The 13,727-nt window shown below is 71.4% G+C and carries 16 protein-coding genes and 1 tRNA gene; 11 read left to right on the top strand and 6 right to left on the bottom strand.

The window, feature by feature from the left end; genetic code table 11:
• Positions 1-149 precede the first annotated feature (149 nt).
• From G9C85_RS08995 to G9C85_RS08980, 4 genes are all read left to right on the top strand, one after another.
• On the top strand, positions 150-653 hold the full coding sequence (locus tag G9C85_RS08995) for an amino acid-binding protein (RefSeq protein ID WP_166039140.1): 504 nt from the start codon (positions 150-152) through the stop codon (positions 651-653).
• Positions 654-739: 86 nt separating this feature from the next.
• Positions 740-1,270, top strand: coding sequence for a hypothetical protein (locus G9C85_RS08990; protein ID WP_166039138.1), 531 nt, complete (start codon positions 740-742; stop codon positions 1,268-1,270).
• Positions 1,267-1,869: a YigZ family protein gene (locus G9C85_RS08985; protein ID WP_166039135.1), complete on the top strand. Its 603-nt coding sequence runs from the start codon at positions 1,267-1,269 to the stop codon at positions 1,867-1,869. The genes G9C85_RS08990 and G9C85_RS08985 overlap by 4 nt, the downstream gene beginning before the upstream one ends.
• A gap of 128 nt (positions 1,870-1,997) precedes the next feature.
• Positions 1,998-4,151, top strand: a complete 2,154-nt coding sequence (locus tag G9C85_RS08980) for a S9 family peptidase (protein WP_205254337.1) — start codon at positions 1,998-2,000, stop codon at positions 4,149-4,151.
• A gap of 138 nt (positions 4,152-4,289) precedes the next feature.
• Here the strand turns inward: G9C85_RS08980 and G9C85_RS08975 are convergent, their stop codons facing one another.
• Entirely contained in the window at positions 4,290-4,697 is a 408-nt protein-coding gene (locus G9C85_RS08975; protein ID WP_166039020.1) for a hypothetical protein, read from the bottom strand.
• A gap of 111 nt (positions 4,698-4,808) precedes the next feature.
• Here G9C85_RS08975 and G9C85_RS08970 point away from each other — a divergent pair, with 111 nt between their 5' ends.
• The 4 genes from G9C85_RS08970 to G9C85_RS08955 all read left to right on the top strand — a co-directional run bounded on the left by G9C85_RS08970 (position 4,809) and on the right by G9C85_RS08955 (position 8,416).
• Positions 4,809-5,390: a magnesium transporter gene (locus G9C85_RS08970; protein ID WP_166040887.1), complete on the top strand. Its 582-nt coding sequence runs from the start codon at positions 4,809-4,811 to the stop codon at positions 5,388-5,390.
• Entirely contained in the window at positions 5,391-5,954 is a 564-nt protein-coding gene (locus G9C85_RS08965; RefSeq protein ID WP_166039133.1) for a magnesium transporter, read from the top strand.
• 153 nt (positions 5,955-6,107) lie between these two features.
• Positions 6,108-7,169, top strand: a complete 1,062-nt coding sequence (locus G9C85_RS08960; protein ID WP_166039018.1) for a hypothetical protein — start codon at positions 6,108-6,110, stop codon at positions 7,167-7,169.
• 164 nt (positions 7,170-7,333) lie between these two features.
• Entirely contained in the window at positions 7,334-8,416 is a 1,083-nt protein-coding gene (locus tag G9C85_RS08955; RefSeq protein ID WP_240148852.1) for a nucleoside recognition protein, read from the top strand.
• 39 nt (positions 8,417-8,455) lie between these two features.
• Here the strand turns inward: G9C85_RS08955 and G9C85_RS08950 are convergent, their stop codons facing one another.
• Positions 8,456-9,367: a CBS domain-containing protein gene (locus G9C85_RS08950; protein WP_166039131.1), complete on the bottom strand. Its 912-nt coding sequence runs from the start codon at positions 9,365-9,367 to the stop codon at positions 8,456-8,458.
• A gap of 118 nt (positions 9,368-9,485) precedes the next feature.
• Here G9C85_RS08950 and G9C85_RS08945 point away from each other — a divergent pair, with 118 nt between their 5' ends.
• The gene (locus G9C85_RS08945) at positions 9,486-10,559 is read left to right on the top strand and encodes a molybdopterin-dependent oxidoreductase (protein WP_166039129.1); all 1,074 of its coding nucleotides are present in this window, start codon (positions 9,486-9,488) and stop codon (positions 10,557-10,559) included.
• A gap of 45 nt (positions 10,560-10,604) precedes the next feature.
• On the opposite strand, the gene G9C85_RS08940 is transcribed toward G9C85_RS08945, so the two are convergent.
• The 4 genes from G9C85_RS08940 to G9C85_RS08925 form a co-directional block, all read right to left on the bottom strand.
• Entirely contained in the window at positions 10,605-11,279 is a 675-nt protein-coding gene (locus G9C85_RS08940) for an HAD family hydrolase (protein WP_166039127.1), read from the bottom strand.
• A gap of 68 nt (positions 11,280-11,347) precedes the next feature.
• Entirely contained in the window at positions 11,348-11,785 is a 438-nt protein-coding gene (locus G9C85_RS08935) for a MaoC family dehydratase (RefSeq protein ID WP_166039125.1), read from the bottom strand.
• Positions 11,786-12,049: 264 nt separating this feature from the next.
• Positions 12,050-12,124: transfer RNA gene (locus G9C85_RS08930), tRNA-Arg, on the bottom strand.
• Between the two features lie 61 nt (positions 12,125-12,185).
• Positions 12,186-12,563, bottom strand: a complete 378-nt coding sequence (locus G9C85_RS08925) for a YccF domain-containing protein (protein WP_166039123.1) — start codon at positions 12,561-12,563, stop codon at positions 12,186-12,188.
• 88 nt (positions 12,564-12,651) lie between these two features.
• Between G9C85_RS08925 and G9C85_RS08920 the strand changes: the two genes are divergently transcribed.
• Together G9C85_RS08920 and G9C85_RS08915 are read left to right on the top strand one after the other, a co-directional pair.
• Complete coding sequence (locus tag G9C85_RS08920; protein ID WP_166039121.1) at positions 12,652-13,230, top strand: AAA family ATPase; 579 nt, start codon at positions 12,652-12,654, stop codon at positions 13,228-13,230.
• A complete protein-coding gene (locus G9C85_RS08915) occupies positions 13,227-13,661 on the top strand; it encodes an RNA-binding domain-containing protein (protein WP_166039119.1) in 435 nt (144 codons plus the stop codon). Before G9C85_RS08920 ends, G9C85_RS08915 begins: the two co-directional genes overlap by 4 nt.
• Positions 13,662-13,727 lie beyond the last annotated feature (66 nt).

Below are 13,727 nucleotides of genomic sequence, written 5' to 3'. Positions count from 1 at the left end.
TCGGCGGCCGGCGTGGTCAGTCGGTGCTTGGACTGGCGGTAGAACACGGCTGTCGGTCGTCGAACGGCGAGAGACGAGCGCCACAGCAACAGCTCTGGTGGGGGCGTGAGACCCCAAGAGGGAAGCGGTCCGCCTGCGATGACTTCCGCATGTTCGACGAGATCATGGAGAAGTTCGAGGGAAGCCCGTCCCAGCAGGCCGTCATCCGCCTGCTCCTCGAGCGCGGGTTCTCCGTGAACGACGACGGGCGAGTGGTCTCGGGCGGCATCGAGATCCCGAACACGGGGATCGCACGCGAGATCGGCGTCGACCGCCGAGTCGTGGACTCGACGACCGGCGCCATCCTGGAGGACGAGGAGCTTCGCCGCATCTTCCAGAACATCTCGCAGGTCCCGAGTCTCATGGACCTCGCGCCCGTGCTCGACCTCACGGTACTCTCCATCGCGGTGCACGACGCCGACGACGTCGGCATCGTCGCCGAAGTCACCGGGTTGCTCGCCGAGCACGACGTCTCCATCCGCCAGACCATCAGCGAGGACCCCGAGTTCACGGACGAACCGAAACTCCACATCGTCACCGATCACGACCTCCCCGGGAGTCTCATCAACGAGCTCCGCGACCTCTCGTTCGTCCGCAAGCTCGAGTTCCAGTAATCGCCCGGCGGCGTTGGCGTGACCCGCTTCCGCCGCTCGATTACGGAACCGACGCGTTGAGGTAGCGCGAACGCCGACGTGGTCGTATGGACGAGAATGTGGACGCGGCGCTGCGGTTCGCCGCGCTCCAGCTGGCGCTCGTCACCGCGGCGATCCACCTCTGGATCGGCTGGCAGCGACTGTTCGTCTACCTGCAGGCGGGGACGCCGTTCATCGACCCGCTCCAGGTCCTGTTCGTGCTGTCGTCGCTCGCGGTGCTCGCGGGCGTCGGACTGGCGGCGTGGGGCGTGCGGCGCGAGTACGTGTACGCGCTCGGCATCGTCCTCATGCTCACCTACCTCCTCGGGTGGGTGTTCATGGGCGGGCATCGCACCGGCGGCGGCCTGATCGCGCCGGCGTGGGAGACCGCCGGACACGCGCACGGGTCGGCGCTCGCGACGCTGTTCGCGCACCTGTTCGAGGACTGGCGGCTCGTCGTGACGAAGGTCGTCGAGGCGACGGCGCTCGTCGTCCTCGTCGCGCTCCTGTACGGCGAACGGACGACCGAGGACGCAGCGTCGACTGACGGTGCCGACGCCGCGTCGGCGGAGGAGAGCGACGCGAGCCTGGAGTCGTGACCGACGACGCCTACGAGACGATAGCGGGCCGCGGCCGCGCGGCGTTCGAGGTGCAGGGCTCGGAGTTCGTCGGGCACGCGAAACCCGTCGAGAGCGTCGATGCCGCGGAGGCGTTCGTGGACGCGATCCGCGAGGAGTACGCGGACGCGACGCACAACGTTCCCGCGTATCGCGTGCGCGCGGACCCGCTCCGGGAGTACGCGAGCGACGACGGCGAACCGACGGGGAGCGCGGGGAAGCCGATGCTGAACGTCCTCGCCCAGCGCGACCTGGAGAACGTCGCGGTGGTCGTCACGCGCTATTACGGCGGGACGAACCTCGGCGTCGGCGGACTCGCGCGCTCGTACTCGAAGGCCGTGAAGGACGCCGTCGACGACGCCGGCGTGATCGAAGAACGCCCCCACGAGCGCGTGCGGGCGGTCGTCGACTACGACGACTCCGGGACGGTTCGGGGGATAATCGAGAGCGAGGGCGTCGAGTTCGACGCCGAGTACGGCGAGCGGGTTCGGATCGACGCGCGCGTCCCGGTCGCGGACGCCGACGCGCTCAGGGACCGACTGCGGAGCGCGACGAGCGGCCGCGTCGAGTTCGAGGACTGAATCGACTGCGCCAGATCGAGGACTGAATCGACTGCTCGAATTCGAGGACGGAAGCGACTGCGCCGGGTCGGTAGCTGTCGGTGTCGCGAGTCCGAACCGCCTTGTGGGTGCCGGGCGTTCGCCCGGGCATGCACACTGTCGAGGCCGAGGACTACCTGGCGCTGGCGACGCCGAGCGAACCGCGGGTGTCACCAGACGGCAACGCGGTCGCGTTCGTTCGGACGACGCCGCGCGCCGACGGGAGCGGGGGGAGTGGAGAGCACGAGATCGCATTCGCGGAGGACGAGGGAGAGGACGACACGACGGCGGTCGAGGACGTCGAGGCGTCGGTGTTCGTCGTGCCGCTCGGCGGCGAGGAACCGAGACGGTTCACGGCGGCGGGCGTGGACGCGTGCCCGCGCTGGTCGCCGAGCGGCGACCGGCTGGCGTTCGTCAGCGACCGCGGCGACGACGGCGCGCCGGACGTGTGGGTGCTCCCGACCGACGGCGGGGAGGCGCGGCGCGTGACGCGCGTCCCCGGCGGCGTATCCGCGCTCGCGTGGGGGCCCGGGGGCGACCGGATCGCGTTCCTGCAGTCGACGACCGGAGGCGAGCGCGAGCGCGGCGACGACCGCGGCGTCGGCGACGGGTACGAGCGCGAGTCGCCGGATCCGCGCGTGATCGATCGGACGGTCTACCGGGCCGCGCAGTCGTACCACGACGGCGCGCGCTCGCACGTCTACGTCGTCGACCTCGACGACGACCGGGCGAGCGACGGCGAGGGGGCCGTCGAGCGCGTCACCGACGGCGACGTCGACCACACCGCGCCGGCGTGGGGCGACGACGGCGCGCTCTACTACGGCGCTCGCGACCCTGAGGATCCCGACGCGGACCCGGACGACACCGTCGAATTCGCGCTCCGGCGACGCGCTCCCGACGGCGACGCGAGGACGCTCGTCCGCGACGACGCGTGGGCGCCGCGTATCGCGGTTGCGGCGGACGGCCGCGTCGCGTACGTCGCCTCGCCGGACGGCGGGAATACGCTCCGGCAGGCCGAGGTGCACGTCTACGACCCCGAGACCGACGCCGTCCGGGTGCCGACCGCCGGTCTCGACCGGACCGTCGACGCCGAGAGCCCGCTCCAGTTCGGGCCGAACGACGACTCGGTGTACGTGCTGACGCCGGAGACGGGGAGCGTCGTCGTCCGGCGCGTCCCGGTCGCACCCGCGGGCAGCGATTCGTCGCCGGACGCGGCACCGTCGGTGGTCGTCGGTACGGACGCGCACTGCAGCGGCTTCCACGTCGGCCGGGATGCGCTCGCGTACGCGGCCAGCGAGTGGGACCACCCCGGGGACGTCTTCGCCGCGACCCCGAGAGGCGCGGAGACCACGCGGCTCTCGACGCTGAACCACGGGTACCTCGACGAGCGCGCGGTCGTCCAGCCCGAACCCGTCGCCGTCCCCGCCGGCGACGAACGCGAGTTGCGCCTCGAACCCGAGGCAGACCGCGGCCGCGCACCGGCCGGCGACGCGACGATCGAGGGCTGGCTGTTCACGCCGCCCGAACTCGGCCCCGACGAGTCCGCGCCGCTGGTCGTCGAGGTCCACGGCGGCCCGCACGTCACGTGGACGCCGTCGGGAACGATGTGGCACGAGTTCCAGACGCTCGCCGCCGCCGGGTTCTGCGTGTTCGCGTGCAACCCGCGCGGCGCGACCGGCTACGGCCAGTCATTCCAGGCCGCGATCGAGCGCGACTGGGGGCCGGTGACGGCCGCGGACGTCCTCGCGGGCGTCGACGCCGTCCAGGAGCGGAGCGCGGTCGACGAGACGGAGACGTTCGTCGCCGGCGGTTCCTTCGGCGGATACATGACGGCGTGGTTGCTCGCGCACACCGACCGGTTCGACGCGGGCGTCCCGCAGCGCGGCGTCTACGACCTCGTGTCGTTCTACGGGTCGACGGACGCCGCGTACATGCTCGTCGAGGGCGACTACGGCACCACGCCGTTCGACGACCCCGAACTACTCTACCGGCACTCGCCGGCGCTCGCCGCCGACGACATAACGGCGCCGACGCTCGTCGTCCACAGCGACGACGACTACCGCGTCCCGACCGCGGGCGCGGAACTCCTCCACCGCGGCCTCCAAAAGGCCGGCACGCCCACGCGGTTCGTCCGCTATCCCCGCGAGGGCCACGAACTCTCGCGGTCGGGCGAACCCGGGCACGTCGTCGACCGCATCCAGCGCATCCGCGACTGGTTCCAGGGGTACTCCGCGGCGTTCGAGGACGTGGACGAACCAATGTAGGACACCGCCGCTATCGGAAGAAGTCGAGATACTGCGACCGCGCTATCGGAAGAAGTCGAGATACTGCGACCGCGCTATCGGAAGAAGTCGAGATACTGCGACCGCGCTATCGGAAGAAGTCGAGATACTGCGACCGCGCTATCGGAAGAAGTCGAGTACGACGAGGTTCGCGCCGGCGACGGCGACGACGATCCCGATCGTCGCACCGGTGAGGACGCCGCCGACGACGACCGAGCCGAAGCCGGCGACGACGCCGAAGCCGACGGCGAGTATCACGTGCCCGATCGCCCGGAGGTCGAGGCTGCGGTGTCGAGCCTTGCCGGCGGCGGCGAGCGCGCCGAGCGCGAGGAACAACGTGCCCGCATCGAACGACGACAGCGACCCGCCGGGGACCGCGACCGCCTGAGACCCGTCGAGCCAGAGCGCGAACGCGACCGTCGCCGTCACGACCGACGCCACCTCCACCGCGACCCACGCACCGTCGACACTATCGGCCGAACCAGTCGCCTCGTCCTCGCCGGTCGACTCGGTCGCCGTGTCAGTCATCGACGCCAACTCGGGGCGCGTGCTCGGAATACCTGTCGCTTCCGGGTCGCGATGACGAAGCGAATTGCGGCCTGGGGAAGCGTCAAGGGGCGCGGGCGTGTGCCGTCGCCTATGACAGTCCGCGAGGTCGCCGCGAGCGCGTACCGACAGGCGCTTCCGGCGATGTCCGCGAGCGTCGTCGGCGGCCTCTTCGCGGGCGCGGTGCTGGGCGGGATGCGGAGCGACCTCGCTGACGTTTCCGGCCTGCTCGTGCTCGTTCCCGCGCTCCTCGCGACGCGCGGGAACGTCTACGGGAGCCTCGGTGCGCGGCTCGCGACCGGGCTCCACCAGGGCCTGCTCGAACCGCGGTTCGACCTCGACGACGACCGGCTCCGGGGCGCCATCGCCGCGGCGCTCGCGAACGGCGTCCTCGTCTCCGTGCTCGCCGCCACCGCGACGTACGCGGCCCTCCGCCTGCTCGGGGACGATCCCGCGTCCCTGCTGGGGCTCGTCGCGATCGCGTTCGTCGCCGGCGTGCTCTCCGGGCTCGCGCTCACGTTCGCGGTCGTCTCCGTCGTCGTCGTCGGATTCCGGCGCGGCCTCGACCCCGACACGTTCGTCGGCCCGGTCGTCACCACCACCGGCGACTTCGTCGGCCTCGCCTTCCTCCTGATCGCCGTGCGAGTAGTCGAGTTCGTGCTCGGGGGCGTGTAGATGCCGGAGGACTGGACGGTGCGAGCGATCACGCGCGCCACCCTCCCGCTCCTGGTCGTGCTCTCGCTCGTCGAACTCGGGAGCGGCCTCGTCCTCGGGAGCGTCGAGGAGACCCTGCTCGCGTCACCGTCGCTGCTCGTGCTCGTCCCCGTCACCATCGGGACCGCCGGGAACCTCGGGAGCGTGCTCGCCGCCCGCCTCTCCACCGCCGTCCACCTCGGCACCGTCTCGTTCGAACCCGACGACGACGCGCTCGTCGGGAACGCGCTCGCGACGTTCGCGCTCGCCGCGACCGTGTTCCCCGCCGTCGGCCTCGGCGCGTGGGCGACCGCCGAACTCGTCGCCGGCACCACGCGACTCGGGCCGCTCCGCGTCGTCCTCGTCGCGACCGTCGCCGGCCTCGCGCTCGCCGTCCTCGCCGTCGCCGTGACGCTCGTCGCGACCTACGTCGCGTACGTTCGCGGTCTCGACCCGGACGACGTCGTCATCCCGGTCGTCACGAACACCTGCGACGTCCTCGGCGTCCTCGTCCTCGTCGCCGTCGCCGACGTCCTCGCCACCTGACCGCGACCCGGGTGCGACCACCGACCATCGGCGCACTCGCTCTTCGGTCGCCACCGGAAATTCCGGCGGCGTGAACGCTCTGAACGGTCCTGAATAGTGCGAACCTACTGGAACCGCCAACGCGTTCAAGGGGGCGTAGCTGCAGGTGGCCGTATGGAACGACGAGAACTACTCGGTACCGTCGCGACCGTCGGCGCCGCGGTCGTCGCGGGCTGCTCGAACGCGCCGTCGCCCGGCGGCGGTGGCGACGGCGGCGCAAACGACGGCGGTGACGGTGGCGGCGACGGTGACGGCGGCGAGAACACGAGCGACGGGGGCGACGGCGGTGGCGAGGAGTCCACGACCGACGGCGAGAACGACGCGGACCTGTACGTCGCGCAGGCGGTGAGTACGCTGAACGCCGTCGCGCTCCGCCTGAACAAGGTCCAGGACGAGCTCGACGCGCCCGAGGAGGTCGAACTCGACCAGGAGAAGCTCCTGTCCGGCATCGAGGAGGCTCGCGGGAACCTCGACGCGGCGAGCGAGACCGCGACCGACGAGCAGGCCGCGCAGATCGAGACGCTCCGGCACCTCGCGACGGTCCTCGAGGAACTGACGCGCGTCGTCGGCATCCTGCTCGCGGTCGACCCGGACGCGGTCGCCGAGAACGCGAAGACCGCGGTGGACGCGGAGAACTACGACGAGGCGCTGTCGGTCGTCCGGGACGCGAATTCGAAGGCGACGACGGCCCAGGAGCGGACGACGACCGCCGAGGACGCGCTCACTGGGGTCGACCCGGACCGGCTCGCGGCCGTCGACGGCGTCGAGTACGCGAAGGTCGAGAGCGCGGTGACGGAGACGGCGACGCTCGTCGACGGGTTCGAGACGCTCACCGGCGGGTACGAGGCGAGCATCCTCGGCGCGCAGGACCTCGAGTCCGGCCGGAGCCACAGCGAGGCCGAGGAGTTCGACGCGGCGAAGGCGGACTTCGAGAACGCCAGGGCGCACTTCGAGACCGCGAACGAGACGTTCGCGACCGCGGACGCGGACGCCGACGGCGACCTGTCGGCGCGCATCGACGTCGCGTCGTGCCAGACCACGCACCTCGAGCAGGCCGCGATCGCGTTCGAGGAGGGTGCCACGGACGCGAGCGACGGGAATCTCGTCGAGGCGCGACAGCACCGCGAGAACGGCGAGGAGCAGATGGAGCAGGTCGACGCCTGCGGCGGAAAGTGACTCGGCAAGCATCCGGCGGCCTCCAGGCCGCCGGTTCGGTCGGTTCCTGACGCGTCGAGCGCGTCCCTACCGACGCATCGAGCTTTCGGCGACCACCGGCTCGCTGGTCCTGTGCCCGTTTGCGTATCGAGACGACTTTACTGACGGCAGTCCGAGGCAGGGGTGTGAGCGACGCGTCCATCGTCGACGTCGTGCTCGGGCAGGTGCTCCCGCGGGTTGCGACCGTCACCGTCCTCATCGCGGTCGGCGTGACGCTCGCGAACCTCGCCGTCGCGTTCGGCGTCGTCGACCGCGTCCGCGGGCTCGCCGAACCCCTGACAGCTCGCGCGAACCTCCCCGCGGAGGCCGGCGTCGCCGTCGTCACCACCGCCGCCTCGCCGACGGCGGGCTACGGGATGCTCGCGACGCTCAGGGATTCGGGGACGCTCGACGACCGCGCGACGCTCGTCGCCGTCACGATCAACACGTTCTTCGGGTTCGTCCAGCACATCTTCACGTTCTACGTCCCCGTCCTCGTCCCGATCCTCGGCCTCGAGGTCGGCCTCCTGTACGTCGGCGCGCGCGCAGCCATCTCGCTCGCCATCACGCTCGTCGGCGTCGCCGGCGGCGCCGTCCTGCTCGGCCCCGAGAACGTGAACCCGGGCGCGACCCCCGACGACCTCGGCGGCGGCGCCGAGCGCGCGACCGACGGCGGCCGCGAGGACGCCGCCACCGGAACGGCCGATAGCGACGGCGACGCCAGCGGCGAGGACGCCACCGCTGGCGACGACGGAGCGGAGAGCGACGCGACGGCCCGCGACCGCGGGCGCGAGGCGCTCGCGTCGACGCGGTCGACGCTCCGCCGGGTCGTCCCGCGACTCCTGGTCGTGTACTCGCTCGTGCTCGTCGTCGTCGAGCGCTACCCCGCCGCGTTCGACGCCATCACGGGACTCGCCGACCCGCTTACGGGCCTCCTCGGCCTCCCGGGTGCGGCCGCCGGCGTCGTCGGCGTGTTCGCCGTCGACACCACGAGCGGCGCGTTCTTCGTCGCGCCACTCGTCGGCCCCGACGGTCCCTTCACCCCGCGGACCGCGGTCGCGACGATGCTCGTCGGCGGCATCGTCTCCTTCGCCGTCTCCACGTTCAAGCGCTCCATCCCCTTCCAGTACGGGATCTGGGGCGCCAGCTTCGGCTCGAAGGTCGTCGCACTCAACACCGCGCTCAAGGTCGTCTTCATCTCGATCGCGCTCGCCGTCCTCCTCGTCTGAGCGCACGCCGTCCTGCTCGTCCGAAGGCGTCGCGGCGGGCTACTCGGGGATGTCGTCGACGAGTATCGTGGAGCCGCCCGAGAGAACGTCCTCACCGTCCTCGTCCTGTACGGCGACGTCGAGGCGGTACTTGTCGTCGCCGAGGTCGTCGACGACCTCGCACGTCGCCATGCAGCGCTCGCCGACGTCGACCGGGCCGAGGTACGAACAGTCCTGACTGAGGTAGATGATGGCGCCGGGCATCCGCGCGAGCGCCGCGGAGACGAGCCCGAGCGAGAGGACGCCGTGGGCGATCCGGCGCCCGAAGCGCGTCCCCGCCGCGAACTCGTCGTCGAGGTGCAGGCGGTTCGTGTCCCCGGTCGCGTGCGCGAACTCCTCGACGTCGGCCTCCGTGACGTGCTTCGAGAACCGGGCGACGTTCCCGACGGCGATGCCGTCGCCGCCGTCCCACTCGAACGCCCAGTCGCCCTCCTCGTAGGCCGTGTCGACGCGACCGGGTTCTCGGACGTGCCCGTGCCGGTCGCGGTCGCCGGCGCGCTTCGGGTCGCCGGCGCCCGCCACGCCGTGGCGGTGCGCGAGCGCCGGGACGTAGTCGACGACGGTCGTCGCCGACAGCACGCCGACGACCGCGTCCGCGTCGTCGACGACGACCACCTGCCCGACGTCAGCCTCCCCGAGGACCACCGCCGCGTCCCCGAGGTCGTCGTCGACGTGCACCGAGTGCACCGGCGTCGACATCGCGCGCTCGACGGTGGCGTCCGTCCGACCGGCCGCGAGCGCCGCGACGAGGTCGGTCTTCGTGACGATGCCGACGGCGTCGCCGTCCTCCGTGACGACGAGCGAGCCGACGCCCTCGGCGAGTCGCGTCGCCGCCGTCTCCAGGGTCGCGTCGGGCGAAATCGTCTCGACGGGCGCGGTCATGACCGCCTCGACGGAGAGGTCCACGAGCATACCTCGCCCTGCGACCGGCACGTCCAAAACCGTCCGGGTGGCGACCGCCGTGGTGCGAGCGCGGCGAGCACCGCCGCCGCGACCGCCGTGTCGCGAACGCGGGCCGGTACCAGCACTCATGCCCGTCGAGCGCGTATTCGGGGGCGTGTCTCGGCTCTCGTCGTGGCTGCCCGGCCGGCTCGTCGACGCCCTCCTGCTCGCGGGCGTCGTCGTCGCGACCGCGACCGGGGTCGCGAGCATCCTCGCGGGCACGCCGAGCGACGCGTGGGTGCTCTGGCTGCACGGCGTCGCCGGCGTCGTCCTCGTCGGCGCACTCGCCGCGAAGCTCGCGCGCGTCGGCCACCGCCTCCGTGGGTCCTGGAACCGGACCGTCTGGGTGTCGGTCGCGCTCACCGCCATCGCGGTCCTCGCGCTCGCGTCCGGGCTCGCGTGGACGCTCGGCCTCCTCGAGCAAGTCGGGCCGTTCACGGGCCTCGTCCTGCACGCGTACGTCGGCCTCGCGCTCCTCCCCGTCCTCGTCGTCCACCTGTACTCGCGGTTCCGGACGCCCACGCGCCGGGACGCGAGCCGCCGGAACGCGCTCAAGCTCTCCGCGACGCTCGTCGCCGGCGCCGTCGCGTGGCGCGCGACGAAGCTCCTCGGTCCCGCGCGCCGATTCACGGGGTCGACCGAACGCGGGAGCGACGACGGGAACCGCTTCCCCGTCACGTCCTGGGTCGCCGACGACCCCGACCCCGTCGACCCCGCAGCGTGGACGCTCGCCGTCCACGGACTCGTCGACCGCCCGCTCGACCTCGACGAATCGGCGGTGCTCGGCGACGCCGCCGTCCCCGCGAGCAACCAGCGCTCGCTCCTCGACTGCACGAGCGGCTGGTACAGCGAGCACGACTGGCGGGGCGTCCGCGTCCGCGACCTGCTGGACGCCGCCGACGCCGACCCCGACGCCGACTGGGTTCGATTCACGTCGATCACGGGGTACCGGTGGAGCCTCCCGCGCACGGCGGCCGCGGACGCGCTGCTCGCGACGCACGTCGACGGCGACCGGCTCGCGCACGGCCACGGCTACCCGCTCCGACTCGTCGCGCCCGGCCGCAGGGGCTTCCAGTGGGTGAAGTGGGTCGAGTCGGTCGAGGTACGGGACAGCCCCGACCCCGCGCAGTGGCTCGTCACCCTGATATCGGGGTTCGACTGAGCGAGCGCGAGGCGCCCGCCGGTCATCCACCGGGACGCTCGCCGCTCAGTCGAAGCGGTCGAGCCGTTCGAGGAGGTCGTCGAACGACTCGAGCGGGTCGCTCGCCGGCGAGTCGCCGTCGGGCGCGTAGTGCACGCCCCGCCACCCCATCGCGCGAGCGCCCTCGACGTCCGCCCCGTAGGAGTCTCCGACCATCACGTACTCGTCGGCGGGCAGGCGCTCCGCGGCGAGCGCGAACGGGCGTTCGTCGGGCTTGTGCGCGCCCGCCTCGTAGGACACCACCGACGCGTCCACGTACGCGTCGAGGCCGTGCCCGCGGAGCTTCGCGAGCTGGAACTCCGGCACGCCGTTCGTGAGCACGCCCACGCCGACGTCGCGCTCGTCGAGCGCGTCCAGCACGCGCTCGATGCCGGGGGACGGCGCGACGCCGGCGACCTCGCGCTCGCGGAGCGTCTCCACGAGCCCGTCCACCGACACCGCGGGGTCGTCCGCGTAATCGTGCTCGTCGAGCGCGTGCTCGAACGCCCGCCGGTACGGCTCGTCGACGTGGTCGCCGAGGAGCTCCAGGAACCGGTCGCTGTACGTCACCTCGAACGCCTCGTCCCCCGCACCGAGGTGACGCTCGGTCACCTCGCGCAACACGTCCGCGTACTCCGTCTCGAAGGCGAGGAGCGTGTGGTCCAGATCGAAGAACACCGCACGCCGGAACGTCTCCGTCATGTCGTCGACGTCGACGGCACCCACCGAAAACGTTCCGCCATCGCGTCACCACACCCCACACCGACGGATCAGTCGCGCTTCTGGTAGAGGACGAGCCCGACGAACGAGCACACCTCGCTGTCGTCCTGGTTGAACGTCCGCGTCTGCGACCGCACCAGCCCGACGCCCGGCTGCCAGTCCTCCTTCGCGAGCACCGTCGTCTCCACGCGCAGCGAGTCACCCGGGAACACCGGCTGCTTCCACCGCAACTCGTCCACGCCGATCGCGCCCATCGCCTTCGTGTCCGCGAGCTCGTTCTCCACCAGCAACCGCATCGTCATCGCGCACGTATGCCAGCCCGACGCCACCAGGTCCCCGAACATCGACTCCTGAGCCGCCTCCGGGTCCGTGTGGAACACCTGCGGGTCGTACTGCTCGCCGAACTCCAGGATCTCCGCCTCGCCGACCTCGTACTCGCCGAACGCGTGCTCCTCGCCGACCTCGACGTCCTCGAAGTACTTCGACATACCCGACCGTTCGAGCACGCACGGCAAAACGACTCGGGTCGACCCGACCCAATCCCTCAGAGACTCGAACCAACACCTGCCACCGTGGCGCGCGCTGCGACGACGCGGCGAGCGACGGCGAGCCGCGTCGGCTCGACACCGCGCGAGGGACGCCGAACGAGCATCGCGAGCGAGGCGTCGGCTGGGGAGGACGAGGACGACTGCCTCCCCGCCATCGAACACAAAACGATGGAAGTCCCACAAGCGACGACCAGCCGATGAAAACGAGCACGAGGGGATTCGAACCCCTGACCGTCGGATTAGAAGTCCGACGCTCTATCCTGGCTGAGCTACGTGCCCTCGGTCGTGTTCTCGTCGGTCCGTGCAAAAAAGCGGTCCGGATTCGGTGTCGCGCTCAAGGTCAGGCGTCGAGGCGGTGGAGGCTGGTGACGTAGGGGAGGCGGTCGAACATCCAGACGCCGATGGGGATGCCGATGACGGTGACACAGAACGCCCACGCGACGTGCGCCCAGACGAGGCTCGCCCACCAGCCGACGAGCACGAAGTAGACCGCTCGCTTGAGGAACCCGGCCTGGGCGGTGCCGTCGCTGCGGACGTCGGCGTCGCGGCGTCTGAGCGTGAGGAGGTACGGGACGCGATTGATGATCGTGACGCCGATGGGGATGCCGACGACGGTGACGTTCAGGAGCCACGCGACCTCGATCGCGAACAGCGTGAGCCACCAGCCGACGAGGAGGAAGTACGCCGCGCGAACCGGGAGGGAGTGCTGGTCGGCCATACGAGAACTGTGGACGGCTGGCGGTATGGGTCTTCCCGTGGCCGCGAGAGCGGTGGGGTTAAGCCGCCGACTCGAGTAGTCGTCTCCAATGACTGTCATCGGTACCGTCGGCTTGCCCGGGAGCGGGAAAGGGGAAGCTGCGGCGGTCGCGCGCGACGCCGGAATCCCGGTGGTGACGATGGGAGACGTCATCCGCGAGGAGTGCCGAGACCGCGGACTCGACCCAGCGACCCACCACGGCGAGATCGCGCAAGCGCTCCGCGAGGAGAACGGCCCGGACGCGATCGCCGCGCGCTCGCTCCCCATCATCCGCGAGTACCTCGCGACCGACGACGTGGACACCGTTCTCGTCGACGGCCTGCGGTCGGGCGTCGAAGCGGACCGGTTCGAGGACGCGTTCGGCGACGACTGGCTGCTCGTGAGCATCGACGCGCCGTTCGAGGTCCGGAAGGACCGCATCACGGACCGCGGCCGGGACGAGACCGACGGCGACGTCGGCGAGACCCTGCGGGAGCGCGACGAGCGGGAGCGCGGGTTCGGGATGGACGACGCGATGGCGCGCGCCGACGTCCGAATCGAGAACACGGCCTCGCTCGAGGCGTTCCGCGAACGCATCCAGGCGCTGCTCGAGGACGGCCCGGACGCCGTCACGGAGGAGTCGATATGATCTACTCGGTAGACGTCGAGATCACGGCACCCGTGAACGATACGGAGGTGACGGACCGCGTGGTGGACGCGGTGACGAACCTGTTCCCGGAGGCCGACGTGAGCGAACAGCCGGGCGAGGTATTGGCGACCACGCACCAACTGGAGCACTTCTCGGAGCGCCTGCACGCCCAAGAGATCCTCGACACCGCCAGGGGCCAGTTCGAGGCCGGACGGGACGGGGACGCGTTCGCGTTCGCGCTGAAGAAGCAGGCGGCGTTCCAGGGCGTCGTGAACTTCGCGGTCGGGAACCCGGACGAACTCGGCGACCTCCACGTTCGCGTTCGCGTCGCGGATCCGAGCGTCGACGAGTTCGTGGACTACCTCGCGCCGCCGACCGAGGACGGCCGGCCCGTCACCAGTGACGCCGAGGATCGCGGCCCAGGGAACTGACGGGTTCGACGGTCGCGTTCGCGCCGCTCTGGCATCCGTATCGCGCCGGGTGCGTCGCAGTCGTCG

Origin of the sequence: Halorubellus sp. JP-L1 (genome assembly GCF_011440375.1) — an archaeon.
Classification (GTDB): domain Archaea; phylum Halobacteriota; class Halobacteria; order Halobacteriales; family Natrialbaceae; genus Halorubellus.
Note: the sequence above shows the minus strand (reverse complement) of the source record. Positions and strands in the feature narration are given on the sequence as shown.